This is a genomic window from Ochrobactrum chromiisoli (assembly GCF_026241335.1).
In the GTDB taxonomy this organism is placed as follows: Bacteria; Pseudomonadota; Alphaproteobacteria; order Rhizobiales; family Rhizobiaceae; genus Brucella; species Brucella chromiisoli.
In genome coordinates, this window is record NZ_JAPHAV010000015.1 from 49,050 (window position 1) to 74,547 (window position 25,498).

Here is a 25,498-nt window from a genome sequence, read left to right on the forward strand (position 1 = left end):
GCGATCACGTTCTCGCCAATTGATCTGATGAAAAGCGCGAAAGGTCGAACTGATCGACATCACGCAGAAGCTCGATAAAGCCTGTGACGGCATGCGCGAGGATTTTCTCACCAGCCTCTGCGGTTGCAACTGCTGCATTGCCAGCAACGCCTTGCGTATTCAGATCATGCATCTTCCAGCCGAAAGCATGCGGCCCGTAGGCACGCAAATGCTTGAATTCTTTTGTAAAGTCGGATTGCGCATTGGCGAAGTGCTGGGCCTTTGACATATCAACCAGATCGGGACGCAGTGCCAGCATGACCGAGGTTTCGATAAAACCGCCATGAACATCAAGCGATTTGTCTTCCGGCGCAATCAACCCTTCCGGCAGCCCGAAGCGCGTCCAGCTCGTTGCTACGGCCAGCATATCAAGGCGGGTGCGAAGCTCGGTTGCAACAATTGTCATCAGCGGTGCGTTGCCGCCGTGCGCATTGAGCATGACCAGCTTGCGAATGCCGCCTGCATGAAGGTTTTCCCCGATGCCGATCCATTGATTGACGGCTTCCGAGAAGGCAAGGCTTTGCGTGCCTTCGACGTCCATATGTTCAATGGAATAGCCAACCGGCTGTGCAGGCAGGAAATTGACGTTGAGATCGGCGGGCAATGCGTCGTTGACGCGCGCGACAATGCCTTCAGCGATGATCGTATCTGTTTCAAATGGCAGATGAGGGCCGTGCTGCTCGTGAGCGCCAAGGGGCAGGACGACGATCATGTCGCTGTTCTGGTCGCGCAGGTTACGCATATTTCTCTCCGTGCTGAATATTTTTTAACGAACAGCATGAGTCTAAAGGTGATCGATTAAAACAGCAAACGGTTGTCTGATTCCGACATTTTGGTTTCGCCGTTCAAAAACTCGTGCAATGTTATCCATCGAATTGCATAAGATTTTTTGAGTTTTCTTCATAACTTCGAAGGCTGCTTCGATTTATTATCTGTGTTTAGAGGTTCATAAGTCGGACAATATTTTACGGTAGATTGCACTTTATTAGTCGGGTGACCAAGGGCGAGGTGGCGATGAGTAAGGACAACAAGGCAGTGATGCTTTACCGGTTGCAGTCAGTGGCGCGTCTTACACGAACCGTATTGGCTACGCGTCTTCTGGAGCTTGGGCTTTATGCCGGTCAGGATGCGTTGATGCTGCAACTGGCATCGGAAGATGGTTTGCCGCCGGGTGTTCTGGCCCAGCGTCTCGGCGTGCGTCCACCGACAATCACCAAAACAATTACCCGGTTGCAGAGTCAGGGCTTTGTGGTCAAACGGGCTTCTGAGACAGACCAGCGCCAATCGCATGTCTATCTCACACCACAGGGTGTCGAAGCGATCCGCATTATTGAAAAGTCTATCAAGAAGACTGAAAAAGACATGCTGAAGGGCTTTGATAAGAAGGAGCGCAAAGCGTTTCTTAAGATGCTTGGGCGCATGGAAAACAATCTTGCTGCACGCGGCGTTGCAAGGCTTATCGATGAAGTCGATAAAGATACTCTCGATGATGACGATATAGAATGAGTGCGCTGCCTTGGAAAGTCGCTGAAAAAACTTTCAATTCAATGATTGCAATGGCATAACCATTTTAAAATGGGATGGCCGCTTCTCTCTTTGAACTGATTGAAGCCATTCCTGTTGTGATTGCAGGAAGATCATTCGGGGAGGCGATTTGGCTCAAAAAATCAAGCTTTCGACCATCGCAGATGCGCTTGGTGTTTCGACAGCCACCGTTTCGCTGGCATTGCGCGACAGCCCGCTTGTCGCAGACCAGACACGTGAAAAAATCAAAGAACACGCCCGCGCCATCGGTTATATCTATAACCGCAGGGCTGCGAGCCTGCGCACATCGCGCTCAGGGATTGTCGGTGTTGTTGTGCATGACATCATGAACCCGTTCTTTGCCGAAATTTTGCGGTCTATTGAAACGGAACTGGATCGCTCGCGGCAGACATTCATTCTTTCCAATCATTATGATCAGTTGGAAAAGCAGCGCACCTTTATGGATACATTGCTTCAGCTTGGCGCGGATGGTGTCATTATGTCGCCTGCTATCGGCACGCCGCCGGAAGATATTCAGCTTGCGGAAGATAACGGCCTGCCGGTTGTGCTGATCGCGCGCAGTGTCGAAGGCGTTCACGCGCCGGTTTTCCGCGGGGATGATGCCTACGGTATTGGTCTTGCAACCAACCATCTGATTTCGCTCGGTCACACGCGGATTGCAATGATTGGTGGTACGGACCAGACGTCGACGGGCCGCGATCGTTATCAGGGTTATTTGCAAGCAATGCAGAAAGCCGGGCTGGAAGTGAAGCCGGAATGGCGCATTTCAGGGCCGCGCACCAAGCAGGCTGGCTTTGAGGTCGCGCCGCAGTTTCTTGCGCTCAAAGACAAGCCGACTGCTGCCGTCTGCTGGAATGATCTCACCGCCATCGGTTTGATGAACGGAATTGCACGGGCAGGTCTCGTTCCGGGTGAAGATATTTCCGTTACCGGCTATGACGATCTGGAAGAGGCGGCCATTGCGACACCCGCACTGACAACGGTGTGGAATGGTCAGCGCGAAGTCGGTCGCCGTGCGGCGCGCGCTTTGCTGGATCAGCTGAACGGCGTTGACGTTTCGCATGATCAGGAACTGATCAAGCCAGAACTGCATATCAGGCAATCGACGTCCAAGCCTAAACAGGTTTGATCTGTCTTGTTAACCGGGCCAGTTCCTCTGGTCCGTTGATTTTTTTTGAACATAAGGAAAGCGCCCATGGCCCAACGTGAAGCGACCATTCTGGTGCTCGGTAATTTCAACGATTATGCCGTGCAGCGGCTTTCAGGCGAGTTCCATGTCAAGCGCATTCCTCAGGGGGATGCAGCATTGGTGGAGGCAAGTTGGGCGGGTGATGTCAAAGGCATTGCCAGTATGTCAACGGTGAGTGCAGAATTGATTGATGCACTGCCAAATCTTGAAATTATTGGAAATTTTGGTGTCGGGTACGATGCGGTTGACGCAAAACACGCTGGTAAGAAGCATGTTATGGTCACCAATACACCCGATGTTCTGACAGATGAAGTTGCGGACACGACCATTGGTCTGCTGATCGATACGGTTCGCGAATTGTCAAAATCGCAAGCGTTTTTGCGTGCTGGCGAGTGGGTGAAAGAGGGTCGTTATCCGCTTTCGAAACTATCACTGCGTGGTCGCAAGGTTGGCATTTTCGGTCTTGGCCGCATCGGTAAAGCTGTTGCGCACCGTGTTGAGGCTTTTGGTCTGCCGATTTCCTATCACAACCGTCGCAAAGCCGATGATGTAAGCTATGCTTATTATCCAAGTCTGCTTGAGCTTGCGCAGGCTGTCGATACGCTTATTCTGGTGGCGCCGGGTGGTGCAGAAACTGAAAAGGCTGTGAACGCAGATGTTTTAAGCGCGCTTGGAGCAGAAGGTGTGCTGATCAATATCGGTCGTGGTTCAGTTGTTGACGAAGATGCGCTTGCGCAAGCGCTCAATGACGGAACAATTGCCGCAGCCGGTCTCGATGTATTTGCCGATGAGCCAAATGTTCCGCAGGCGCTGCTTGATGCGCCGAACACAGTTTTGCTGCCGCATATCGGCTCAGCATCGGAAAAGACGCGTCAGGGCATGGCCGATCTGGTAATCGACAACCTGATTTCATGGTTCGACAAGGGCGAAGCTTTGACGCCCGTGCCGGAAACTGCACACGTCAAAAAAGGTTGATTTATCGCGATGTGCGTTGCGCATTGTGCGCACGCACGGCATCGCCAAAGGCTTCAAAAATTTTGCGTGATGGTGCATCGGACTGAACCCAATATTCCGGGTGCCACTGAACACCGACGACGAAGCCCTTGGCATTTTTCAGCGAGACTGCTTCAATTGTTCCGTCTTCGGCTATGGCTTCGATTGCAAGCTCCGGTGCCAGTTTGTCGATCGCCTGACGGTGGACCGAATTGACCGTCACATTGTCGGATTTGAGAATTTCGGCCAGACAGGAGTTTGGCGCAATTTTGACCGGATGCTGGAGTGCAAAGCGTTCGGCCTGGCTGTCTGATTGTGGTGCGCGGTGATCCATACGGCCTTCCAGCTCCTGAATCTCGGTGGCGAGCGTGCCGCCCAAAGCCACATTCAGTTCCTGAATACCGCGGCAGATGGCCAGAACCGGGACGCCTTTTTCAATTGCTGCGCGAATTAATGGAAGCGAAGTTGCATCCCGCGCCTTGTCGTAAGGCTCGAAGGCTTCACTGGGTTCGACGCCATAAAGTTCTGGATTGACGTTGGATTTTGAGCCGGTGACAAGCAGGCCATCCACACCAGCAAGAATCGTATCCGTATCCATCTTTGCACCAAAGCTTGGCACCAGGAGAGGCGTGACTTCCGCGACATCAATTGCAGCCGCCAGATATTGTTCGGGCGCGGAATGCCAGATGTAGTTTTCAAATGGCTTTACATCGGTGGGCACTGCGATGAGGGGGCGAACTGCGTTTTTCATGTTGATTGAAATCCAGGGAAAGGCTTCTTGCTGTGCATATAGTAACGTATATCAGTAATGTCTATAATTGATGAAGAAGATTGTAGGGCTAATGGAGCCTCATATTCTATTGATAACAAGTATTTTTTATCATGCCCCTATGGTCACACATAGTTGATCCTGCTTTAAATAGTTTGAATAGATTGGCGTCTTTGGGGGGCAAATGACTGACAATCAACTTTTCTCCGTGGCCGGCAAGGTGATTGCGGTTACCGGGGGATCTTCCGGTCTGGGGCGGCGGATGGTTCGGGTGCTTGCGAACCACGGGGCGCACATCGTTTCAATTTCACGCAGTGAAGACAGCGATGTCTTTCTTTGCGATGGTATGGTGCTCAGTGTTGTTGCTGACGTGACGCAGCCAGATGAAATCAGTGCAGCATTCGACGAAGCGGAGCGGGTTCTGGGCCCGATAGATGTTCTCTTCAATAATGCCGGCGTTGCTCATGTTGCGCGCGCGCTCGACACCACCCCGGGCATGCTGGCGCATATGTTCAATGTAAATGTAACGGGAGCGTTTTTCACTGCGCAGGAAGTTGCAAGGCGCATGGTCAAGCGCGGCGCGGGCGGTGCAATCGTCAATACGACCAGCATACTTGCTGAGCGACCGCAAAAAAGTACCGCAGGCTATGCGATGTCCAAGGCCTGTGTGACGCAAATGACGCGTGCATTGGCGCTCGAACTTGCACCCTATGATATACGGGTCAATGCCATCGCTCCGGGCTGGTTTCCAACGCGAATCAATGAGCAACATCTTTTGGGGCCAATCGCATCTTATTTAAAGGCCTCTAATCCTATGAAGCGTTTAGGCGAGATGCAGGACCTCGATGGCGTGGTGCTTATGCTGGCTTCAGAAGCCAGCCGTTATATGACAGGTTCGGTGATTACAATCGACGGTGGTCATGCTCTTTAAGGAGCTTATTAAGTTCTTCTAATGTGATCGGTTATTTAATCTGTAAAATACGTGAAATTTGGTCCATGAGTTTCGCTCGGTGGTCTTCTGGTAGTGATTTCTACAGCGCTTTTGTACAGCTTGCATCTTTCTGGTAAAAGGAAATGGCATTTCCAAATATTCAGAATGCTCTGGAATAATATCTCAGGGTTGTATTCTTGATTTGAGGGGCGCGCTTTTAATTTTTCTTGCTTAAAAATAAAATACAGCTGCTGATTGTTGTAATAACAGCTTGTGGTTTAATTTTACGAAAGATATTTTTAAATGATTGGTGGCATATTATCCCTTCTGAAAGGGGTACGATCAACGAAATGTGGCGAAGCCTTCAACCTGAGATACCCGTCGATGTGCGGTTATCATTTTTGCGGTCGCTATATGGCAACCGTACAACATTATGGTTTGGTCTGCTCGCCCATGTTGTGGCGTGTGTCGTCATTTACGTAAAAACTGCTGACTGGCGTTTTCTGGGCTTTGCTGGCTTTTTTACAATTATTGCCCTTGGCCGCCTCTTTGACATGCATAAATTTGACCAGGCAAAACTTGGCAATCTCACGCATGCTGATCTCGACAAGTGGGAAGCGCGTTATCTTGTCGGTGCGTCGTTGGTTTGTCTCACGCTTGGTATGCTGTGCTTCTTCTCAAGCTATGTGCTGCGCGATTCCTTTGCAGAACTTGCAAGCCTGACCATTCTGCTTGCCTCTGTTGTTTCGATTGTGGGGCGCAATTATGCGTCGGCAAAGGCCGTTGCGCTGATGTCGGCCTGTACGCTGTTGCCCGTGCTGGCGGGTCTCATTCTTGCGGGGACTCCCTTTCATATTGTGATTGGCCTGCTGCTGATTCCGTATTTTCTGTCCAATATTCAGATGGCCAACGGATTGCGCGAATTTCTCTTCGCAGCCGTGATGGGCAAGCGGCGTCTGTCGGTGGTGGCCAGTCGTTTTGATGCGGCACTCAACAATATGCCGCAAGGTCTGTTGATGTTTGATGCGCAGCAACGCATCGCGGTGATCAATCACAAAACAAAAGCCTTGTTGAAGATTGCGGAACACACAAAGCTGCGAGGGCGTAAACTTGAAGTCTTGCTTCGTTATTGCATCCGTCAGGGCTTGTTTCCGCATAATGACCTGAGCAATATCGGAGCGCGTATGCGCGATCTTCTGGCGGGTCGCAAATCGCGTGACATTTTTCAGCTTGCGGATGATCGCTACATCGAATGCGTCGCCAACCAGACATCAAATGCCGGTGTGGTGCTGATGTTTGAAGATGTGACGCAACGCGTTGAATCGGAAGTGCGCATTCAGCATATGGCGCGCTTCGACGGCCTGACAGGCCTTCCAAACCGCAATTACTTCGAAACGATGGTGCGCTCGCTGCTCTCGCAAAAAGATTCCGATACGCTTGCGGCCCTCATTGTTATCGACATCAATCATTTCAAGCATGTCAATGATACGCTTGGGCATCATGTCGGCGACACGTTCCTCAGGCTCTTTGCCGAGCGGTTGAGCCTGCTTGATCCGCAGCGTTATGTCGCCTCACGCTTTGGCGGCGATGAATTTGTTGTATTTGTCTTCAATCTCGACAGTGAAGCTGAAGTCGCGCCTGTGATGGAACATATCATTGCAGTTGTGAGCGGCATTTATGATCTCAATGGTGATCAGATTCAGATGGAGATCAGTGCAGGTGTTGCCACTGAAACTGTCGCAAAATGCGATATTGCCAGCATGCATATGAATGCCGACCTTGCACTTTATGAAGCAAAGGGTGACGAAGGCAGACAATGGGCGCTGTTTGTCAGTGCCATGGACACCAAATATCGCGGTCGTCAGAAGCTGAAAGCTGATCTGCGACAGGCGATTGCCAACCGTGAAATCAAGGTGGTCTATCAGCCGATTGTCAGTGCGCAGTCACTGCGTGTGGTCGCTTATGAAGCGCTTGCACGCTGGGAGCATTCGGAGCTTGGACCGATCTCTCCAATGGAGTTCATCCCGCTGGCAGAGGAAATCGGGATCATTTCGCAGATAACACGTTTCATGCTTGAGCAGGCCTGTCAGGACTGTATGTCGTGGGGTGATCGTATTGGCGTCTCCGTCAATCTTTCGGCGATTGACCTCAAGAACAGCGATATTGCCCGCGACATTGCCAATGCGTTACAGAAGTCGAAGCTTCCTGCCCGACAGCTTGAAGTCGAGGTAACGGAAAGCGCAATTATTGCTGATCGCAACCAGACTTCGCTTGTTTTGCAGCGTCTCAAAAATGGTGGCATCAATATTGCGCTGGATGATTTCGGAACGGGTTACTCCAGCCTCAGCTACCTCAACAGCCTGCCGTTGACCAAGGTGAAGGTTGATCGCTCGTTTGTGCGGGATATTGCAACCGACCGCCGCTCTCTCATGCTGTTACGCGGTGTTACGCGGCTTTCGCACGAGTTGGGGCTGGCTGTGACTGTTGAAGGCGTTGAAACTGAAGAGCAATTGGCTCTGGTCCGCGTTGCTGCCGGTGCCGACCTTGTTCAGGGTTATCTTCTGGGTAAGCCTGTGCCGGCTGATGAAATTCGTTCTTCGTCCGCCAAAGCGATCGCGCATCACGATATTGGGCACACCGTCGCTTAAGATTTTTCATCCGCATAGCCTCACAAGTTATAGTGATTTTCAATAATGATGGAATGATGATGATATAAAATTGTCATAACGCGACAGTTTTATAGAGTATCATTCGAATCACTATTGATGATTTGAGAATATGCGAGGGAGACTATGAGGCGCTATTTTCGCTATTTATTATATGTTTTAGCTCTAATTATTATTGTGGTTGGAGTTGGATCTGCGATTTTCTGGAAGAAAATACATGAATATTGGGCGGTATATCAGTATGCTCAAACATTCAAGCCTGATGTGATTGATGAGAATTTTCGCAATCTTTATAAAAAATATCCCTCCGTTCGCGTGCCTCATACGGCTGATGTGAGTGTGTTGCCGGTAGCAGAGCGCCCTTTGCCGGAAACCTATACTTACAAGGGCGAGACGCGCAATGTTGCGGATTTTCTTAAGCGCACTGATACGACCGGATTTATTGTGCTCAAAGACGGCGTGATTGTGCATGAGGAATATGATCGCGGTAATACGGAAAAGACGCAATCCATTGCGATGTCTCTTTCAAAGTCATTTGTTTCATTTCTGATTGGCAATGCTGTTGCGGATGGGAAGATCAAGCTTGATGAAACGGTCGATCATTACGTGCCGGTGCTTAAAGAAGGTGGCTATAAGGGCGTTACCGTTAAAAACGTGCTGCAAATGTCATCCGGCATTGGTTTTAATGAAAACTATGGCGATCTGAATTCGGATATTGTCCGCTATGTCATACAGATTCTGACCGGCTCGGTTGTGGATTTCACGGCCCACCTCAAGAGTGAGCGGCAGCAGGGGACAGTCAATGAATATGTATCTGCTGACACACAGGTGCTTGCTCTGGTTTTGGAACATGCAACAGGTGTGCCAATACAACAATATTTTCAGGACAGGCTGTGGTCGAGGCTTGGAGCGGAAGCTGATGCCTATTGGCTGGCCGATACTCAGGGAGAGGTTGTTGCCGCGGGTGGGCTGAATGCGGTGCTTCGCGATTATGCGCGATTTGGGTTGCTCTATATGAATGAGGGACGCAATTACCGTGGTGAGCAGCTTGTGCCTGCACAATGGGTTCATGATTCAGTGACGCCGGATGAGCCTTATCTCATGCCCGGACGTCGGATGCCTTCCGGTAAAATAGCTTATGGCTATGGCTATCAGTGGTGGATTCCGGCAGAGCCTGAGGGTGATTTCTGCGGTGTGGGTATTTATGGACAATTCATCTATGTAAACCCCGTGAAAAATGTGGTGATCGTCAAGACATCTGCCTATGCAAACTACAATATTGACGGCCAAGCTATGAAAGATGAGACTATTCACATGTTTCAATCTTTGGCCAATTCGCTTTAGGCGCTCGCTAAAAGCGTGCTCGAATGGCTGTTTATCAGCCATTCGATGCCGAAGTAGACCAAGATTGCCCTGTCAAATCCTGTGATATGGCGAGAAGTTCGCTCCATCTTTGACCGGACTGTGAGAAAACGCGAACTTATACCTTTACACGCTTATAAAGCACCTTATTCTGCGCACTGATTTGACGGGGTGCGGATGCGATTTGAATGAGTAATGAAGCTGTCTCCGGTGGCCAGCCACCGCTATCCAATTTCGCGCGGCAGCTATTGCAGTTTCTGGATCGGGTGGAGTATCGCAGGATTGTGCATGCCGAAGATCTCGAAGAGATCGGGCGTCTGCGTTATCGCTCCTACCGCAGTGCGAATGTGATGCATGAAGCAGACGTGCCATCGATTGTCGATGATGTGGATTGCGACAGCCATGCGTTTGTTTTCGGTATTCATATTGATGGGCAGTTGGTGAGTACATTGCGTATTCATCACATCACGCCAGATCATCGTCGTGGCACAAGCTATGCGCTTTTTCCGGATATTCTTGATCCGCTGCTCAACGCAGGTATGAGCTTTGTCGATCCCACACGGTTTGCGGCCGACCCGGAACTTTTGAGCGAATATCCGGCCATTCCCTATGTCACACTGCGCATTGCTGCAATGGCATCGGAATATTTTGAAGCCGATCAATGTCTTGCATCGGTCAAACCAGAGCACATGGCCTTCTATAAACGCATTTTCGGAACAAGTGTTATGGCCGAAGCGCGTGAGCACGAGGGCTATGGGATCCGGGTCGGGCTGGGAGCCGCTCCCATTCGCAATATTCGCGATGCCGTTGCTGTCCGCTTTCCTTTTTTCAAATCGCAACCGCACGAGCGGCGCGCTATGTTTGGTGAGCTGGTTAATGGCGTTGGCCCGCTGACTATTCTGCCGACAGCGAAATATACGGGGCTTGGCGTATAATGCTTCATACGCACGATTATTGCATTTGATTATTTAAATCTTTTTGAAAGTTGCCTTAAATATTTAAATGTAGCACTTTTTGAAAAATGCCGTTAGGTAAGTGCAGGAGCCGCGCTATGCGGATCGAGGGGCGCTGCGACAATGGGCCGGGCAGGAAAGCGGTAAGCCGCTCCGGTTCATGTTGAATGCGCGTTGAAGATTGAGAATATTGTGGCTAAGAATAGTCAAAATATTTCAATGGGTGGAACTAAAAATGGCAGAACATCATACCGCAGCCCCGGCTGAACTTGGCGCGAAGATGGATTATTCCGAGCATGAGAAAACTTATGCCAGTTTCACAAGCGTATTTAAATGGGGCACCGTGGCGCTTGTCGCGCTTCTGGCTTCCATGGCGTTCGGCTTTTTTGCGGGTGGTGCTTTCGCCGCATCCGTTCTTTTTGTCCTTATCTGCGTTGCTGCCTGGTTCATCCTCTAAGGATATAAAGCCGGAATAATCGCGTGATTTGATCGAATGCCTTGGTAAGGGTGCCGTTTGCGCCTCGCCGGGGCTTTATGCATGTCGTTTGTTTGATAATTTGATGGGGTATCTTCCCGGATGCCCTGAATTCCGCCCGGCTGTGACGCCGGATCAAGCCACGAAAGGGAAACCAGTTGGCCCAGACTATATTCATTCCGAAAGAGAGTGATCCCAACGAGACCCGCGTTGCGGCATCTGCCGAGACGGTGAAGAAATTCATCGCGCTTGGTTTTGATGTCGTGGTGGAAAAAGGCGCAGGCGAAAAATCGCGTATCATTGATACCGAGTTTGTCACTGCGGGTGCGCGCATAGGCACTGCGGCGGATGCCAAAGCGGCAGACGTGATCCTGAAAGTGCGCCGACCGAATGATGCGGAGCTTAAGGGGTATAAGTCGGGTGCAGCGCTTTTCGCGATGCTTGATCCTTACGGTCACGAAGATGCTGTGGCAGCACTTGGCAAGGCTGGAATTTCGGCATTCACGATGGAATTCATGCCACGCATAACGCGCGCGCAGGTGATGGACGTGTTGTCATCGCAGGCCAATCTGGCGGGCTATCAGGCTGTCATTGATGCTTCGGAAGTTTATGACCGTGCTATGCCGATGATGATGACGGCGGCTGGCACCGTGCCTGCTGCCCGTGTCTTTGTCATGGGGGCGGGCGTTGCAGGGCTTCAGGCGATTGCGACTGCTCGTCGTTTGGGTGCGGTTGTGACTGCAACCGATGTTCGCCCGGCGGCAAAAGAGCAGGTGGCTTCGCTTGGCGCGAAGTTCATCGCTGTCGAGGATGAGGAATTCAAGGCGGCGGAAACCTCCGGCGGCTATGCCAAGGAAATGTCGAAGGAATATCAGGCGAAGCAGGCGGCACTTGTTGCTGACCATATTGCCAAGCAGGATATCGTCATTACCACGGCACTTATTCCGGGTCGTGCCGCCCCGCGTCTTGTTTCAAAGGAAATGGTTGCGGCCATGCGTCCGGGGTCTGTGCTGGTCGATCTGGCAGTTGAACGCGGCGGCAATGTTGAAGGTGCTGTTGCCGGACAGATTGCGGAAGTTAACGGCGTGAAGATTGTGGGGTATCTCAACGTACCGGGCCGGATTGCAGCGACTGCTTCGCAGCTTTACGCGCGCAATCTTTACGCATTCCTCGAAACGCTGGTCGATAAGGAAGCAAAGCTTCTGAAAATTGATCCGCAGGAAGAGCGGGTCAAGGCAACGCTTCTGACCCATGAGGGCAAGGTCGTGCATCCGGCGTTTGCCAAGACCGAAGCCGAAATAGCGCCGGCAGTCGTGGCTGAGAAGGTCGCCAAGCCAAAAACAGCAGCGAAGCCAAAGGCACCTGCTTTGGAAGCGGCTGCTGAAAAGCCTGTAGCGAAGAGAACCCGGAAAGCGCCCGCAAAAGCTGCAAAAACTTCTGCTGATGGAGGAGAGGCATAATGTCCGATACAGCACTCGAAAAAGCTCTTGAGAGCCTCAATCAGGCGGCAGAGGCCGTAAGGCAGGCAGCGGAAAATGCAGGCGGTTTAGGTGATGCAGCCGCTGCTGCAGCCCATGCCGCTTCCGGTGGAGTGGTCGATCCGTTTGTCTTCCGCCTTGCGATTTTTGTTCTGTCGATTTTCGTCGGTTATTACGTTGTCTGGTCGGTGACGCCTGCGCTGCATACGCCGCTTATGGCTGTCACCAACGCCATTTCATCGGTGATCGTGGTTGGCGCACTTCTTGCAGTCGGCCTGTCGCTTTCGGGCTGGGCAACCGGCTTCGGCTTCATCGCGCTCATCCTTGCCAGCGTGAATATTTTCGGCGGCTTCCTCGTTACCCAACGCATGCTTGCCATGTACAAGAAAAAAGAAAAGTGAGGGCTGAGCCATCATGAGCGTTAATCTCGCAGCCTTCCTTTATCTCGTCTCCGGTGTCCTGTTCATTCTGGCACTGCGCGGCCTGTCGCACCCAACCACCAGCCGTCAGGGTAATACCTATGGTATGATCGGTATGGGTATTTCCATTGTCACCACGCTGCTGCTGGCACGCCCAAGCTTTGGCGGTCTGGTGATGATCATTCTTGGTATCGGCATTGGTGGCGGTATCGGTGCCGTGATTGCGCGCCGCATTGCGATGACGGCCATGCCGCAGCTTGTGGCGGCCTTCCACTCGCTGATCGGTCTTGCAGCCGTGCTCGTTGCTGCCGCAGCCCTTTACTCACCGCATTCCTTTGGCATTGGCGAGGTGGGTCAAATCCACGGTCAGGCGCTGATTGAAATGTCGCTCGGTGTTGCGATTGGTGCAATCACCTTTACCGGTTCGATTATTGCGTTCCTGAAACTTGATGGCCGCATGTCGGGCAAGCCGATCATGTTGCCGGGACGCCATGTCATCAATGCGGCCCTTGCTGCTGCAATTGTGATCCTGATTGCTGTTCTGACCAACACCGAAAGCCATTTCGTGTTCTGGCTGATCGTTATTCTGGCGCTGGTATTCGGTGTGCTGATCATCATCCCGATTGGCGGCGCGGATATGCCGGTTGTCGTTTCCATGCTCAACTCCTATTCGGGCTGGGCTGCGGCAGGCATTGGCTTCACGCTTGGCAATCTGGCGCTGATTATCACTGGTGCGCTGGTCGGCTCATCGGGTGCGATTCTGTCCTACATCATGTGTAAAGGCATGAACCGCTCGTTCATCTCGGTTATTCTGGGTGGCTTTGGCGGTGACGTGACAGCAAGTGGTGGCGGCGAAGTGGAACAGCGTCCGGTCAAACAGGGTTCGGCAGATGATGCAGCCTTCATCATGAAGAACGCATCCAAGGTCATTATCGTGCCGGGTTACGGTATGGCGGTGGCACAGGCACAGCACGCGCTGCGTGAAATGGCCGACAAGCTGAAAGCCGAAGGCGTGGAAGTGAAATACGCAATCCACCCTGTTGCCGGTCGTATGCCGGGTCACATGAACGTGCTGTTGGCCGAAGCCAACGTACCTTATGATGAAGTGTTCGAACTTGAAGACATCAATTCGGAATTTGCGACGGCTGATGTTGCCTTCGTGATTGGCGCGAATGACGTGACCAATCCGGCAGCGAAGACTGATCCGCAATCGCCGATCTTCGGTATGCCGATCCTTGATGTCGACAAGGCCGGTACGGTGCTGTTCATCAAGCGCGGCATGGGCTCAGGCTATGCGGGCGTGGAAAACGAACTGTTCTTCCGCGATAACACCATGATGCTGTTTGCAGATGCGAAAAAGATGGTCGAAAGCATAGTTAAGGCTCTCGATCACTAGGCCTTTGATATTCGGGTTCTGGCAGCCTGCAAATGGCGAGGTTCTGCGCTTCCGGTGCGCATGTACGTTCAGTACATTCCGCTCCGGTTCTCGAACCTCACCATTTTAGGCTCGCCATTTCCCGAATCTCATAAGGCCACGGTGCTCTGGCAACAAACAAAAACGGCGGCTTCGAGCCGCCGTTTTTGTTTTTGCTGGTAATTTTCGATCAGCCGTAAATCATTTTGTCCTGCAAAGCGCGCAGCTCGGCGATCTTTGAGCCGGGTTGCGGTGTTGCATTGGCATGGGTGATGAGTTCACCCTTCTTGATTGATGCGGTGACGGTGCCATTTTGCAGCAGGCCGCACGGAATGGCTTTCGCGGCCCGTGCTTCCGGCGTGGTCATGATCCATGAGCGATAGCAATATTGGCCAATCGCATCGAGCTTTTCGCCCGGCTGCAAATCTCTCTTTGCGACCGCGCAGACTTCTGCCACTGGCTTTGGCAGTGGCACCATGTCGGATTTGCCGTATAGGACTGCACGCGCGACTGTCAGCGGTACCTCAAGCGATGTAAGGTGGTAGGGGCGGTGGAAGGTGAAATAGGGCCCTTTGCCGATTTTCAGGTCTTCAAGCCGTTCATTCAGGCGCGGGTGGTCCATCTTGGCCACAACGAATACGCCTGGTGAAACACCTTTGCCGATGGAATAATCGACCACGCCGCTTTTGCTGAGAACGCCGCCATCCGCCTGAGGGATGAGCGTGCTGCTCAACTGGTCAATGCTGGCGCGGGGGCCATGCATACCAGCAATATCTGGAACAAGGCCTGTTGCATTGGCAATGGCTGCCATCTCGACCATGGTTTTTGAGCCATCGATGAATTCGACCAGCAGGCGGACATTCATGTTCCGGCGGTCGGCTTCTTCTTGATAATCATCAGGGATGGCATCAAAATTGAGCGGGTTGTTCTTGCCCTTGCCAGCAGAGACCACTTCATAACGAAGCGCTGAAACGAACTCTATCAGCTCCATGCAGGAGGAGGGCTCGTCGCCAGCGCCCAGCGAATAGATGACGTCCTGCTTGTCGGCCTGTGCCTTGAGGTAAGGTCCGATGGTGACATCGGCTTCGACATTCATCATCACAAGATGCTTGCCGTGCTCAATCGCCTTGATGCCGGTTTCAGCGCCCACTTCCGGAATGCCGGTTGCATCGATAATCACATCAATCAGCGGATTTGAAAGGATCAGATCATTGTCGCCGGTGACGGCAATCTTGCCGCTCTCAATGGCGCTGGTCATAGCGCTTTCAGTGCTGGCTTCTTTGGCGTTGTCTTCGTTACCATAGGCAGTGCGCACAGCCTTGAATGTGTTCGGCAGACGACGCGCGGAAAGCGCGCCGACTTCGATGCCGGGCATACGGGCAACCTGTGTGACGATATCTGTGCCCATCTCGCCAGCGCCTATGAGGCCGATGCGGATTGGTTTTCCTGTTTCTGCGCGTGCCTGCAAGTCCCGCGCCAGTCCAACCAGTGCCACATTCGTCGTCATGAGAGTCTCCGCGATAATTTTGTCACGCTTCTGTTGTTATAGATGCGCAATCGACGAACAGTCTCTATATCGAAAGAGACAAACGCGCATCTCAAATCGGCGCGACAAAATATGCAATTTACCGGAGCCTTTATGAGCAATGCATCTTCCTTCGACCTCGTTATCTTTGATTGCGATGGTGTTCTTGTCGATAGTGAACCACTTTCCTGTCGCGCGTTTGAGCAGGTTTATGCCAATCACGGCATGATTTTGCCGGAAGGAACCGTCGCCAAAGGCATCGGCATGAAGCAGGCTGACATATTAGCGATGATTGCTGATCTGACGGGCCATCGTTTGCCAGATGAGGCTTTGAGCCAGTTCTGGCCCGAAACCAAAACCCTTTTTGCTGAGCATTTGCAGCCGGCGGTGGGAATCGCCGATTTTCTGAAAGTGCTGCCCTATAAGCGTTGTGTTGCCTCCTCCTCGCAGCCTGAGCGCATTGCATTCAGTTTGAAAAAGACAGGCATTGATCAATATTTTGGCGATGCAGTCTATTCATCCAGCATGGTTAAGCGCGGGAAGCCAGCGCCCGATCTTTTCCTGTTTGCTGCCGACAAAATGGGAATTGATCCGGCACGGTGTGTCGTGATCGAAGATTCGCCCTTTGGTGTTGAGGGGGCGATTGCAGCCGGTATGACAGCCTTTGGCTATACGGGCGGCGGGCATACCTATGAAGGGCATGCAGAACGTTTGTCTTCCAAGGGCGCGCAACAGGTTTTTGGCCATTGGGATGATATTGCACGTGAAATACTGGCCGCAGCCTGATCCACAGTCTTGCCGTGTGCTCATTAATGGATAACAAGAGAGTCTGAGTTCAGCAGAAAGTTTGAGGGCATGAAGGACGCAATTACGCTCGACCAGTTGCGCGAGGCGATTGGCACGGAAATCGGATGTTCCGAGTGGCGTGAAGTCACGCAGGAAATGATCAACCAGTTTGCGGATGCAACGGATGATCATCAGTTCATCCATGTTGATCCAGAACGTGCTGCCAAGGAAACGCCATTTGGCGGCACGATTGCGCATGGCTTTTTGACCTTGTCGCTGCTTTCGACGCTGGCATTTGAAGCGCTGCCGATGCTGGAAGGTGCCACGATGGGGATTAATTACGGTTTCGACAAAGTGCGTTTCATGTCACCGGTGAAGACCGGTGCGCGGGTGCGCGCGCGGTTCAAGCTCGCTGATGCCGATATTCGTCCCTCAGGCCGCGTGGTCAATCATTACGAAGTGACGCTGGAAGTCGAGAATATGGTCAAGCCAGCACTCACCGCGACATGGCTCACCATTGCTGTGGTTGAGCCGCCCAAGGCTTGATCCGTCTGTTCTTATGGATTGATAAGTCGTCCTTCTTCATCGAGAGGGGCGGCTTTGTCTTTTTGGGTGGTCATCAGATCACGGAAAAAGAAGGGGCCATGCAGGAACATGCCAAAGTCGTAAAAATTCTTCTTCTCAGCACCGCGCATGTAAAGCAGATGCATCAGGAAGAAATTGCCTTTTGAACGCTTGTAGCGGTTTTCACTGTGTATGTTCTTGAAGCGGATATGATGGATGAGCGGCGGGTTCTCAGTCTTTATTTTCAATGCTTTGGCCGGATCAGAGCCGTAAAAATGGATAATGTCGGTCAGAACCTGAAACTCCGACCAGAGCACAGGGCTTTCGTTCATCACCACGCGCATGTCTTCGCGCAAAGCCCGGGCCTTTGGGTGAAGCGCGATCATCAGCAGGCATGAGCCAATGGCCAGTATCGACACAGGCTGTTTTGTGAGCAGATCAGGCCGCTCGCGCTGAACATCGGCTAGTGCTTCAACCGCAGGTACTGTACCCAGGCTGTGGCCGACAATAATCACTTCGTCGGCATTGCTTTGCTCGATTTTCTTTTTGAGCGCTTCGGCAAACGCTTTGCGGCGCTCAATAAGCGTGTCATTGCGACCATAAATGCGGTCATAGGCTGCCGACCAGTCATCCAGCAGATAAGACATGAAGAATCGGTCGCCCGGCCAGCGCACGAGCAAGGTCGCAATCACAGCAGCAAGCGGCAGCGACCAGACGAGATTCCAGGATGGGAAACCTGCAAGCGTGGGTGCTGATGCGATCAGAGCTGCAATCGCTATGATGAGGATGGACAGCAGAAACGGCCATAGGAAAAACATCACAAAGCGCCAGCTGGTTAGCAGATAGCGAAGCAGGGTGCCTGTAGATAAGATATTCATGAAAGCGCGAAAGCCGGTAAGCATCCGTTTTGGCGTGGAGCGTGCCGCATAATCATCGAAGATATCCGCAGTGCCAAACTGGCAGAATTCCGTTTCCGTCTCCCACCCATTGCCTTTTGTCCGAGCGGTCAGCGTTCCGCAATCATCCGCCTCGTCGGTCATGGGCGAAAGTTTTGTTTTGGCTTTCCATAACCGGTCAAAATCTTTCAACGCGAGCGCATGTCGCACGCGGACGGCTTTGGGGTGCAGGCCCTCATAGCCTGTGAATTGAATAACGAGTCGTGTGCGTGGGGACATGAATATGATGCGAAGGAATCAATCGAGGGGAAAAGGCTATGAACTGCCGGATTGCTTCTATCGTGGAGCAATGAGGCTGAATTGTGCGGAAGGTGGGGGCTCTCTAGCCTATTGGGTGCGATTTCGTCACTATAATTTATCGTGAGTCCATTATTTATGCGGAACGCCGGGCAAAGCTTTATCTTGATATGGACAAAAGCCGGACTATCTGGTAAAGCCAGCCCCAATTTGCAGCGTTTATGTTGCGAAGCTTGGGAGCCTTTCGGCGTTTATACAGTTGACTCTATCAGCTGGAACTCGTTAAGAGACGCCCTTAATGCCTCAGGCTCAATCGAAATTCTAACCGATACGGGATTACACGTGCAGGTACTCGTCCGCGATAACAATGTTGATCAGGCTCTCCGCGCTCTTAAGAAAAAGATGCAGCGCGAAGGTATCTTCCGCGAAATGAAGATGCGTGGCCATTATGAAAAGCCATCTGAAAAGCGCGCCCGCGAAAAGGCTGAAGCCGTTCGCCGTTCGCGTAAGCTGGCTCGTAAGCGCGCACAGCGTGAAGGTCTTATCGGCGGCGGTCGTACCGCAGCTCGCTAAGTGACCTGAAATTGGCGCTGCATTTGTAGCGCCTTTTGCTTGCCGGTGCAGCTTATGGCTCGCGCCGGTTTTTGCATGTCTGAACATCGGGTTGGTGTTTTGAGCCACTTCACGCGATAAGACATGTCGTTTTGAAGTGTCAGCGGACTGCCATATACTGACCTTTATTGTGGCGTTGAGCTTGTTGCGTCAGTTGGGTTGATCGGCGGTTTTGCCTGCCGCCTTCTCCTGTGCGATAGAATGAGAATATTGTGGCTGTTAAAGCAGCCGGGGACAAAGTTGAAGATAGGCTCCTTTGCTCCGCTCATGCAGAAAGGAACACTGCCGTTGCCAATGCGCTTTAAGGGTATGCATTCGTCCGGGAATTTTTTTGCCCGTAACAGCCTGTTGGCTGCAACTGCCGTTCTGGCACTTGGCCTTGTCGGTTGTCAGAGTTCCTCCAACAATGTGTTGACTTCGATTGATCGTGCGCAGGGTTCAAGTGAGAACATCAGTTCGCTGACCAGTGTCATTCAGAGCAATCCGCGTGATCCTGAAACTTATAATGTGCGTGGCTCTGCCTATGGCAAAGCTGGCCGTTACAAGGAGGCGCTGCGCGATTTCGATCAGGCGATTGCACTCAACCCGAATTTCTATCAGGCTTATGCAAACCGTGCGCTGATCTATCGTTATATGGGTGACAGCGGTAAAGCCGCGCAGGATTATAGCCGGGCGATCCAGATCAATCCGCAGTATGATGCCGCTTATATCGGGCGCGGTAATGTCTATCGGCAGGCCGGACGCCTTGATCAGGCATTGAGCGACTTTAATCAGGCGATTGCGCTTCAGACCACAGATGGACGCGCCTATCACAATCGCGGTTTGATCTATCAGGCCAAGGGGCAGCATAAGCAGGCGATTGAAGATTTCTCAAAAGCCATTTCGCTTAATTCCACTGCACCGGAACCTTATAATGGTCGCGGCCTGTCCTATGTTGCTCTGGGCGACTACGACAATGCTTTTGACGATTTCAATACAGCCATTACGCTTGATGGAAATATCGCTGAAAGCTGGGCCAATCAGGCGCTGGTTTACGAACACCGTGGTGATAAGGCCAAGGCTGCCAATTCTTACTTGCGCGCCACGCAGCTTGATCCGAATTATCAGCCTGCCAAGGCTGGTCTGGCGCGCACGCGCAGCTGATCATTTCTTTGTGAATAATAATAAGGGCGGTACTCTCCAAAATAGGGGGTGCCGCTTTCCTTTATTTAAAGGCGACATATAATAGCTGTATGTCGCTTTTCGATCATATTGGCTTTGAAACTAGAGATCTTCGCCGCAGCCTTTCTTTTTATGAAAGCTGCATGCCCACGCTTGGGCTGGCGGTTATTTCCCACGCAGACCGAGGTTTCTTCGTTAATGGTGGGGAAAGGGCGCCTGTGCCATTTTTGTGGATCCATAAAAGCCGGAAACCGGATGCAGACGTGCCTGACGGCAAGCCGGGCAATCATCTTCACTTGATGTTTACTGCGGTCAGTCGTGAAGATGTAGAGGTTTTTTTCCGTGCAGCCGTTCAGGGCGGCGGCAAAGAGAGCGCATCACCGGCCTATCAGGGACCGGAAGAAATGGGCTATTATGCGGCTCTCGTTTTCGATCCCGACGGAAACACACTGGAAGCAGGTTTCCGTCAGAGAGCAAGATAAATTGGTTTAAGCCCTTGAACGCAGGTTGCGCTTGTCGAGACGATTGACGAGAGAGTCGCCGATCAGCTGAATGCCGCACACCATAATGATGAGAATAATCACCACAGCAATCATGATCTGCGTTTCAAAGCGCTGATAGCCGTAGCGGATAGCCAGATCACCCAAGCCCCCCGCACCAATGGCACCAGCCATTGCGGACGCGCCAATAAGCGTGATGATGGTGACGGTGAAGCCTGCGATAATGCCCGGTAGCGCTTCGGGCACCAGCACTTCACGCACGATTGTCCAGCGGTTTGCGCCCATTGAACGGGCCGCTTCCACCAGGCCGTTATCCACTTCACGCAAAGAGACTTCAGCGATACGCGCATAGTAGGGAATGGCTGCGATTGACAATGGCACGATAGACGCCCACGTGCCGATTGATGTGCCGACAACAAAACGCGTCACCGGAATGAGTGCCACCAGCAAAATGATGAAAGGCACTGAACGGAAGCCATTGATGATGGCACCGAGGATGGTGTTGACTGTCAGATTTTGCGCAAGGCCACCCCGTTCGGTCAGAATCATGATGAGAGCCAGCGGAAGGCCGACAACGAGCGAAATCAGGCTCGAAAAGCCGGTCATGATGATGGTCTCCCAGAAGGAGCGCCAGAGAAGATCAAGCATTGCCTGAGACATAGCCGAGAACCTCCGTGGCGTCTGCATGGGTGTTGAGATAGGCGAGTGCGGCGTCCAGTTTTGCTTCGTCCTGCGTGGGCAGGCCAATGAACATGGTTCCAACCGGCTCGCCCTGAATGGTATCCATGCCGCCATGGATCAGTTGCAGCGCAATACCTGTCGCAAGCGTTGCTTCGCTAAAAAATGCGCTTTTGGCGGCATCGCCTGAAAGCTTGACCTTGAGAATGGCAAGATCGCCAGATTGCTCCAGACGTTCGCGCCACACGACAGGCAGTTCCGGCGCCAGCACCTGCAACATGCTTTGCGTGATGGGCGAGCGCGGATTGGCAAAGACTTTCCAGACCGGACCTTCTTCGGCGATTGCGCCATGATCCAGAACGATCACCCGATCGGCGATGCGGCGGATGACTTCCATCTCATGGGTGATGAGCAGGATGGTCAGACCAAGCTTGGTGTTGATGTCTTTGAGCAGCGCCAGAATTGATTGGGTTGTCTCAGGATCGAGCGCCGAGGTGGCTTCGTCAGAAAGCAGAACGGCGGGTTCGGCAGCAAGTGCACGCGCAATGCCGACGCGCTGCTTCTGGCCGCCGGAAAGCTGTGCCGGATATTGCTTGGCCTTGTCGGAAAGACCGACGAGATCAAGCAGCTCTGCAACACGCTTGATGCGTTGGGCTTTTGGCATACCGGCAATTTTGAGCGGCAGGGCAACGTTTTGCGCGACGGTCTTGGCGGACAGGAGATTGAAGTGCTGAAACACCATGCCGATGCGGCGGCGCACAGGGCGCAGCGCGTTTTCATCAAGGTTGGTGATTTCACGCCCTTCAATCTGGATTGAGCCGCTATCCGGCTTTTCAAGGCCGTTGACGCAACGAATCAGCGTGGATTTACCCGCGCCGCTGCGTCCGATGATACCGAGGATTTCGCCGCGTGCGACGGAAAGAGAGACGCCATTGATTGCCGGTGTTTCGCCGAACATTCGGCGCACGTCTTTCATGGCGACGATGGGCGCGGATGTTGCTGGTGGCGGTTCAATGGTCACGGTCGTGTCTTCTGTTTCTTATGCCGCGTTAAAACCGCGACTTGCTAAATCGATAAGGCTTCAAGGAAAATGACGCCAAAGGGCATGGGCGCTTTTTATCAAGCGCGCGCCGATGCTTTTGGGCAATTTTTTTGCGTACGTCAATAAAAGCCGCGCCGGAAAAGCTTTTTCCGGCGCGGTCTTTAAGGCGCTTTAAGGAATTAATTCCAGGCTGGAATGCCTGTGCCCTTGTAAACGCGGTCAAGCTCTGCCTTCACTGCGTCATTCTGGAAGGAGGCAACAAGGTTCTTTACCCAGTCAGCATTTTCATCTTCAGTGCGGACCGCGATGAAGTTGTTGTATGGGTTGTTTTCCTTGGATTCCCAACCGATCGCTTCTTCCTTTTTCAGGCCAGCCTTGGCGGCCCAGTCGTTGTTCACGATGGCGACATCCAGATCATCAATCGAACGGCCAACGACACCGGCGTCAAGTTCCTTGATTTCAAGCTTCTTTGGATTTTCGATGATGTCGATTGGGGTTGCCAGAATACCTGCATCTGGCTTCAGCTTGATGAGGCCTTTTTCTTCAAGCACGCGCAGTGCGCGGCCTTCATTCGATGGATCGTTCGGCACGCCGATAACCGCGCCTTCTTTGATTTCATCAAGGTTTTTGATCTTGCGCGAATAGATGCCGATTGGCCAGACAGCGGTGTAACCGGCCACACTGATCTTGTAACCGTGCTGCTTGATCTGTTCGTCGAGGTAAGGCTTGTGCTGGAAGGCGTTCGCGTCGATTTCCTTGCGTTCCAGCGCTTCATTTGGCTGGTTATAGTCATTGAATGTCACGCGTTCGATGATGAGGCCATGCTTCTTGCCTTCTTCGGCAACGACTTTCCAGACGTCTTCATCTTCGCCGCCCATGATGCCGACCTTGATGGTCTTGTCTTCTGCGTGGCTTGGCGCGGCTGCAAAACCAAGGGTGAGGGCTGCTGCGGTGAAGAGAGCAGCTTTCAGACCCGCGCGGCGGGTCAGCGAATAGCGGGAAAGGACTGACGACATTTTTAATTTCCTTGTCTCAAGTTTTTTGGAGAGCCGGTCCCGGAAAGTGATCATGTTAGATGATCTTTCTCCCCCTGCCCACCTTGGGGCCGATAATTCCTGTTTGTACGGCAATAAACAAGGAAAATTATTTCTGATTCGTGCGAGTTAGCGATTTTGAAATTGCGTTCACAGGCATGTGAGCGGATTGCTATTTCCGCTCACGGCATTGACCAGAATCTGGTTCTAACGATGGTCTGAGATAATCATTTGTGCGGCTTTCTCTGCAATCATCAAAGTGGGTGAGTTTGTGTTGCCGGAGGTGATCGTGGGCATGACCGAGGCATCGGCCACACGTAGCCCCTGAATGCCGTTCAGTCTGAGACGCGGATCGACAATTGCTTCTGCATCCGCGCCCATTCGGCATGTGCCGACGGGATGGAAAATTGTGGTACCAATATCGCCTGCCACTTTCTCCAGCTGTTCCTGCGTTTCGTAAGACGGACCGGGCTTGAATTCTTCCGGGCGATATTTCTGCAAAGGTGCCTGTGCTACGATATGGCGGGTGAGGCGGATGGCGTCGGCTGCAACGCGGCGGTCACTTTCCGTTGCCAGATAGTTGGGGCGGATGGACGGTTGGGTCCGATGATCGGGGGAGTTGATATGAATTGAGCCGCGGCTGTCGGGGCGCAGATTACAGACGGAGGCGGTAAAGGCCGGGAAGGGGTGAACGGCCTCGCCGAATTTCTCAAGGCTCAATGGCTGCACATGATATTGCAGATTGGCTGTTTCATAGGACGGGTCTGAGCGGGTGAAAGCACCGAGCTGGCTGGGTGCCATCGACATGGGACCAGAACGGCGCAGGAAATATTCAAGGCCGATCATGGCTTTGCCGAAAAGCTTGCTGGCCTTTTCATTGAGCGTTGGAATGCCGGTCACTTTATAAGCGCAGCGCAGTTGCAGATGGTCCTGCAAGTTTTCGCCCAACTGGTTGCGTTCGAGTTTAGGCGCAATGCCTGCCTGTTGCAGTACATCGCCCCGTCCCACGCCGGAAAGCTCCAATATCTGCGGCGAGCCGACAGAGCCTGCCGTCAGAATAATCTCGCGCTTTGCTTTGACGGTTCGGGTTGTGCCATTTTGATCAAAGGTAACACCCGTTGCGCGTAATTCTTCGATCTCTATGCGGCGAACATGCGCGCCGGTTTCAACGCGCAGGTTGGGGCGGTCAAGGGCCGGTCGCAGAAAGGCTTTGGCCGTGTTCCAGCGAATACCGCGTTTCTGGTTGACCTTAAAATAGGACACGCCTTCATTGTCGCCGCGATTGAAATCGTCGGTTGCCGGAATTCCGGCCGCAACCGCTGCATCGCGGAATGCATCCAGAATATCCCAGTGCAGACGTGCGTTTTCAACGCGCCATTCACCGCCCGCACCATGCAATTCGCTCGCGCCTTCAAAATAGTCTTCCGACTTTTTGAAGACGGGCAGCACGTCGTCCCAGCCCCAGCCGTCGCAACCGGCCTGGCGCCACAGATCATAATCGCGCGCCTGTCCGCGCATATAGATCATGCCGTTGATCGAGGAACAGCCGCCAAGCACCTTGCCGCGGGGATAGCCCAGAGAACGACCGTTCAGGCCGGGTTCCGCTTCTGTTGTAAAGCACCAGTCGGTGCGCGGATTGCCGATGCAATAGAGATAGCCGACGGGGATGTGAATCCACGCGTAATTGTCTTTGCCACCGGCTTCAAGCAGCAGCACGGAGCGGTTCTTATCTGCGGAAAGCCGGTTCGCAAGCGCGCACCCTGCCGTGCCCGCGCCAACCACGATGTAATCGTAGGTGTCGGTCATGATTTCATATCCAGTAAAAAGTGGAGCCGCTATCTTATGAACAGGCGGCTCCGTCGGTTATCCGAACAATTTCTTTCCAAGCCGCGAGGCATAGAACTCGCCGACGATGCCTCTGCGGAAGAGCAGAACGCAGGCCATGAAGATGATGCCGGTCACGATTGTGACGGGGAAGTCGGAGGTTGCGAGGTAGTTTTGCAAAGCCACCACGAAGGCTGCACCGACGATTGGGCCAATCAGCGTTCCGATGCCGCCAAGCAATGTCATCAGGATCACTTCGCCCGACATCTGCCAGCCCACATCGGTCAGCGTTGCAAACTGGAACACCAGTGCCTTCATGCCGCCCGCAAGACCCGCCAGCGCTGCC

Annotated in this window: 25 protein-coding genes; 16 read left to right on the plus strand and 9 right to left on the minus strand. The window is 52.6% G+C overall.

The window, feature by feature from the left end:
- Positions 1-4: 4 nt before the first annotated feature.
- A complete protein-coding gene (locus OPR82_RS19290) occupies positions 5-781 on the minus strand; it encodes a creatininase family protein (RefSeq protein ID WP_265986516.1) in 777 nt (258 codons plus the stop codon).
- 272 nt (positions 782-1,053) lie between these two features.
- Between OPR82_RS19290 and OPR82_RS19295 the strand changes: the two genes are divergently transcribed.
- The 3 genes from OPR82_RS19295 (at position 1,054) to OPR82_RS19305 (ending at position 3,748) form a co-directional block, all read left to right on the plus strand.
- Positions 1,054-1,545, plus strand: a complete 492-nt coding sequence (locus tag OPR82_RS19295) for a MarR family winged helix-turn-helix transcriptional regulator (protein ID WP_265986517.1) — start codon at positions 1,054-1,056, stop codon at positions 1,543-1,545.
- 148 nt (positions 1,546-1,693) lie between these two features.
- A complete protein-coding gene (locus tag OPR82_RS19300; protein WP_265986518.1) occupies positions 1,694-2,713 on the plus strand; it encodes a LacI family DNA-binding transcriptional regulator in 1,020 nt (339 codons plus the stop codon).
- Positions 2,714-2,779: 66 nt separating this feature from the next.
- Complete coding sequence (locus tag OPR82_RS19305) at positions 2,780-3,748, plus strand: 2-hydroxyacid dehydrogenase (RefSeq protein ID WP_265986519.1); 969 nt, start codon at positions 2,780-2,782, stop codon at positions 3,746-3,748.
- A gap of 1 nt (position 3,749) precedes the next feature.
- On the opposite strand, the gene OPR82_RS19310 is transcribed toward OPR82_RS19305, so the two are convergent.
- Complete coding sequence (locus tag OPR82_RS19310) at positions 3,750-4,517, minus strand: gamma-glutamyl-gamma-aminobutyrate hydrolase family protein (protein ID WP_396998769.1); 768 nt, start codon at positions 4,515-4,517, stop codon at positions 3,750-3,752.
- Between the two features lie 202 nt (positions 4,518-4,719).
- Between OPR82_RS19310 and OPR82_RS19315 the strand changes: the two genes are divergently transcribed.
- The 8 genes from OPR82_RS19315 (at position 4,720) to OPR82_RS19350 (ending at position 14,215) form a co-directional block, all read left to right on the plus strand.
- Positions 4,720-5,466: an SDR family NAD(P)-dependent oxidoreductase gene (locus OPR82_RS19315; RefSeq protein ID WP_265986520.1), complete on the plus strand. Its 747-nt coding sequence runs from the start codon at positions 4,720-4,722 to the stop codon at positions 5,464-5,466.
- Positions 5,467-5,816: 350 nt separating this feature from the next.
- Positions 5,817-8,114 carry a putative bifunctional diguanylate cyclase/phosphodiesterase gene (locus OPR82_RS19320; protein ID WP_265986521.1) on the plus strand — a complete coding sequence of 766 codons (2,298 nt, stop codon included), beginning with the start codon at positions 5,817-5,819 and terminating at the stop codon, positions 8,112-8,114.
- 144 nt (positions 8,115-8,258) lie between these two features.
- Entirely contained in the window at positions 8,259-9,476 is a 1,218-nt protein-coding gene (locus OPR82_RS19325; protein WP_265986522.1) for a serine hydrolase domain-containing protein, read from the plus strand.
- A gap of 206 nt (positions 9,477-9,682) precedes the next feature.
- On the plus strand, positions 9,683-10,429 hold the full coding sequence (locus OPR82_RS19330; RefSeq protein ID WP_265986523.1) for an N-acyl amino acid synthase FeeM domain-containing protein: 747 nt from the start codon (positions 9,683-9,685) through the stop codon (positions 10,427-10,429).
- 253 nt (positions 10,430-10,682) lie between these two features.
- Complete coding sequence (locus OPR82_RS19335) at positions 10,683-10,904, plus strand: aa3-type cytochrome c oxidase subunit IV (RefSeq protein WP_265986524.1); 222 nt, start codon at positions 10,683-10,685, stop codon at positions 10,902-10,904.
- A 176-nt stretch (positions 10,905-11,080) separates the two neighbouring features.
- The gene (locus tag OPR82_RS19340) at positions 11,081-12,382 is read left to right on the plus strand and encodes a Re/Si-specific NAD(P)(+) transhydrogenase subunit alpha (protein WP_265986525.1); all 1,302 of its coding nucleotides are present in this window, start codon (positions 11,081-11,083) and stop codon (positions 12,380-12,382) included.
- Entirely contained in the window at positions 12,382-12,801 is a 420-nt protein-coding gene (locus OPR82_RS19345) for an NAD(P) transhydrogenase subunit alpha (protein WP_265986526.1), read from the plus strand. Before OPR82_RS19340 ends, OPR82_RS19345 begins: the two co-directional genes overlap by 1 nt.
- Positions 12,802-12,814: 13 nt before the next feature.
- Complete coding sequence (locus OPR82_RS19350) at positions 12,815-14,215, plus strand: NAD(P)(+) transhydrogenase (Re/Si-specific) subunit beta (protein ID WP_265986527.1); 1,401 nt, start codon at positions 12,815-12,817, stop codon at positions 14,213-14,215.
- Positions 14,216-14,423: 208 nt separating this feature from the next.
- Here OPR82_RS19350 and OPR82_RS19355 read toward each other — a convergent pair whose 3' ends face one another.
- Positions 14,424-15,740, minus strand: a complete 1,317-nt coding sequence (locus OPR82_RS19355) for a 1-deoxy-D-ribulose 5-phosphate reductoisomerase (protein WP_265986528.1) — start codon at positions 15,738-15,740, stop codon at positions 14,424-14,426.
- Positions 15,741-15,872: 132 nt separating this feature from the next.
- Between OPR82_RS19355 and OPR82_RS19360 the strand changes: the two genes are divergently transcribed.
- Entirely contained in the window at positions 15,873-16,544 is a 672-nt protein-coding gene (locus OPR82_RS19360) for an HAD family hydrolase (RefSeq protein WP_265986530.1), read from the plus strand.
- Between the two features lie 69 nt (positions 16,545-16,613).
- Positions 16,614-17,090, plus strand: a complete 477-nt coding sequence (locus OPR82_RS19365) for a MaoC family dehydratase (RefSeq protein WP_265986531.1) — start codon at positions 16,614-16,616, stop codon at positions 17,088-17,090.
- An 11-nt stretch (positions 17,091-17,101) separates the two neighbouring features.
- Here OPR82_RS19365 and OPR82_RS19370 read toward each other — a convergent pair whose 3' ends face one another.
- A complete protein-coding gene (locus tag OPR82_RS19370) occupies positions 17,102-18,283 on the minus strand; it encodes an alpha/beta hydrolase (protein WP_265986532.1) in 1,182 nt (393 codons plus the stop codon).
- 360 nt (positions 18,284-18,643) lie between these two features.
- On the opposite strand from OPR82_RS19370, the gene rpsU reads away from it, so the two are divergent.
- The 3 genes from rpsU to OPR82_RS19385 all read left to right on the plus strand — a co-directional run bounded on the left by rpsU (position 18,644) and on the right by OPR82_RS19385 (position 20,556).
- Positions 18,644-18,874 (plus strand): 30S ribosomal protein S21, encoded by a 231-nt coding sequence (rpsU, locus tag OPR82_RS19375; RefSeq protein ID WP_187544203.1) that lies wholly within the window; start codon positions 18,644-18,646, stop codon positions 18,872-18,874.
- A gap of 306 nt (positions 18,875-19,180) precedes the next feature.
- Entirely contained in the window at positions 19,181-20,056 is an 876-nt protein-coding gene (locus OPR82_RS19380; RefSeq protein WP_265986543.1) for a tetratricopeptide repeat protein, read from the plus strand.
- Between the two features lie 89 nt (positions 20,057-20,145).
- Entirely contained in the window at positions 20,146-20,556 is a 411-nt protein-coding gene (locus OPR82_RS19385; RefSeq protein ID WP_265986534.1) for a VOC family protein, read from the plus strand.
- 6 nt (positions 20,557-20,562) lie between these two features.
- Here OPR82_RS19385 and OPR82_RS19390 read toward each other — a convergent pair whose 3' ends face one another.
- From OPR82_RS19390 to OPR82_RS19410, 5 genes are all read right to left on the minus strand, one after another.
- Positions 20,563-21,234: a methionine ABC transporter permease gene (locus tag OPR82_RS19390; RefSeq protein ID WP_265986536.1), complete on the minus strand. Its 672-nt coding sequence runs from the start codon at positions 21,232-21,234 to the stop codon at positions 20,563-20,565.
- Positions 21,215-22,273 carry a methionine ABC transporter ATP-binding protein gene (locus OPR82_RS19395; protein WP_265986537.1) on the minus strand — a complete coding sequence of 353 codons (1,059 nt, stop codon included), beginning with the start codon at positions 22,271-22,273 and terminating at the stop codon, positions 21,215-21,217. Before OPR82_RS19395 ends, OPR82_RS19390 begins: the two co-directional genes overlap by 20 nt.
- Before the next feature lie 200 nt (positions 22,274-22,473).
- Entirely contained in the window at positions 22,474-23,310 is an 837-nt protein-coding gene (locus OPR82_RS19400; RefSeq protein WP_265986538.1) for a MetQ/NlpA family ABC transporter substrate-binding protein, read from the minus strand.
- A 225-nt stretch (positions 23,311-23,535) separates the two neighbouring features.
- Entirely contained in the window at positions 23,536-25,134 is a 1,599-nt protein-coding gene (locus OPR82_RS19405; protein ID WP_265986539.1) for a GMC family oxidoreductase, read from the minus strand.
- Positions 25,135-25,191: 57 nt separating this feature from the next.
- Positions 25,192-25,498: ABC transporter permease subunit (locus OPR82_RS19410; protein WP_407673278.1), on the minus strand; the 307-nt coding region annotated here is incomplete at its 5' end.

Bases quoted from the DNA above. Each gene is read 5' to 3' on its own strand.
- OPR82_RS19290 (WP_265986516.1), bottom strand. From the start codon at position 781: ATGCGTAACCTGCGCGACCAGAACAGCGACATGATCGTCGTCCTGCCC.
- OPR82_RS19295 (WP_265986517.1), top strand. From the start codon at position 1,054: ATGAGTAAGGACAACAAGGCAGTGATGCTTTACCGGTTGCAGTCAGTG.
- OPR82_RS19305 (WP_265986519.1), top strand. From the start codon at position 2,780: ATGGCCCAACGTGAAGCGACCATTCTGGTGCTCGGTAATTTCAACGAT.
- OPR82_RS19310 (WP_396998769.1), bottom strand. From the start codon at position 4,517: ATGAAAAACGCAGTTCGCCCCCTCATCGCAGTGCCCACCGATGTAAAG.
- OPR82_RS19315 (WP_265986520.1), top strand. From the start codon at position 4,720: ATGACTGACAATCAACTTTTCTCCGTGGCCGGCAAGGTGATTGCGGTT.
- OPR82_RS19320 (WP_265986521.1), top strand. From the start codon at position 5,817: ATGTGGCGAAGCCTTCAACCTGAGATACCCGTCGATGTGCGGTTATCA.
- OPR82_RS19325 (WP_265986522.1), top strand. From the start codon at position 8,259: ATGAGGCGCTATTTTCGCTATTTATTATATGTTTTAGCTCTAATTATT.
- OPR82_RS19330 (WP_265986523.1), top strand. From the start codon at position 9,683: ATGAGTAATGAAGCTGTCTCCGGTGGCCAGCCACCGCTATCCAATTTC.
- OPR82_RS19335 (WP_265986524.1), top strand. From the start codon at position 10,683: ATGGCAGAACATCATACCGCAGCCCCGGCTGAACTTGGCGCGAAGATG.
- OPR82_RS19345 (WP_265986526.1), top strand. From the start codon at position 12,382: ATGTCCGATACAGCACTCGAAAAAGCTCTTGAGAGCCTCAATCAGGCG.
- OPR82_RS19350 (WP_265986527.1), top strand. From the start codon at position 12,815: ATGAGCGTTAATCTCGCAGCCTTCCTTTATCTCGTCTCCGGTGTCCTG.
- OPR82_RS19355 (WP_265986528.1), bottom strand. From the start codon at position 15,740: ATGACGACGAATGTGGCACTGGTTGGACTGGCGCGGGACTTGCAGGCA.
- OPR82_RS19360 (WP_265986530.1), top strand. From the start codon at position 15,873: ATGAGCAATGCATCTTCCTTCGACCTCGTTATCTTTGATTGCGATGGT.
- OPR82_RS19365 (WP_265986531.1), top strand. From the start codon at position 16,614: ATGAAGGACGCAATTACGCTCGACCAGTTGCGCGAGGCGATTGGCACG.
- OPR82_RS19370 (WP_265986532.1), bottom strand. From the start codon at position 18,283: ATGTCCCCACGCACACGACTCGTTATTCAATTCACAGGCTATGAGGGC.
- OPR82_RS19380 (WP_265986543.1), top strand. From the start codon at position 19,181: ATGCAGAAAGGAACACTGCCGTTGCCAATGCGCTTTAAGGGTATGCAT.
- OPR82_RS19385 (WP_265986534.1), top strand. From the start codon at position 20,146: ATGTCGCTTTTCGATCATATTGGCTTTGAAACTAGAGATCTTCGCCGC.
- OPR82_RS19390 (WP_265986536.1), bottom strand. From the start codon at position 21,234: ATGTCTCAGGCAATGCTTGATCTTCTCTGGCGCTCCTTCTGGGAGACC.
- OPR82_RS19400 (WP_265986538.1), bottom strand. From the start codon at position 23,310: ATGTCGTCAGTCCTTTCCCGCTATTCGCTGACCCGCCGCGCGGGTCTG.
- OPR82_RS19405 (WP_265986539.1), bottom strand. From the start codon at position 25,134: ATGACCGACACCTACGATTACATCGTGGTTGGCGCGGGCACGGCAGGG.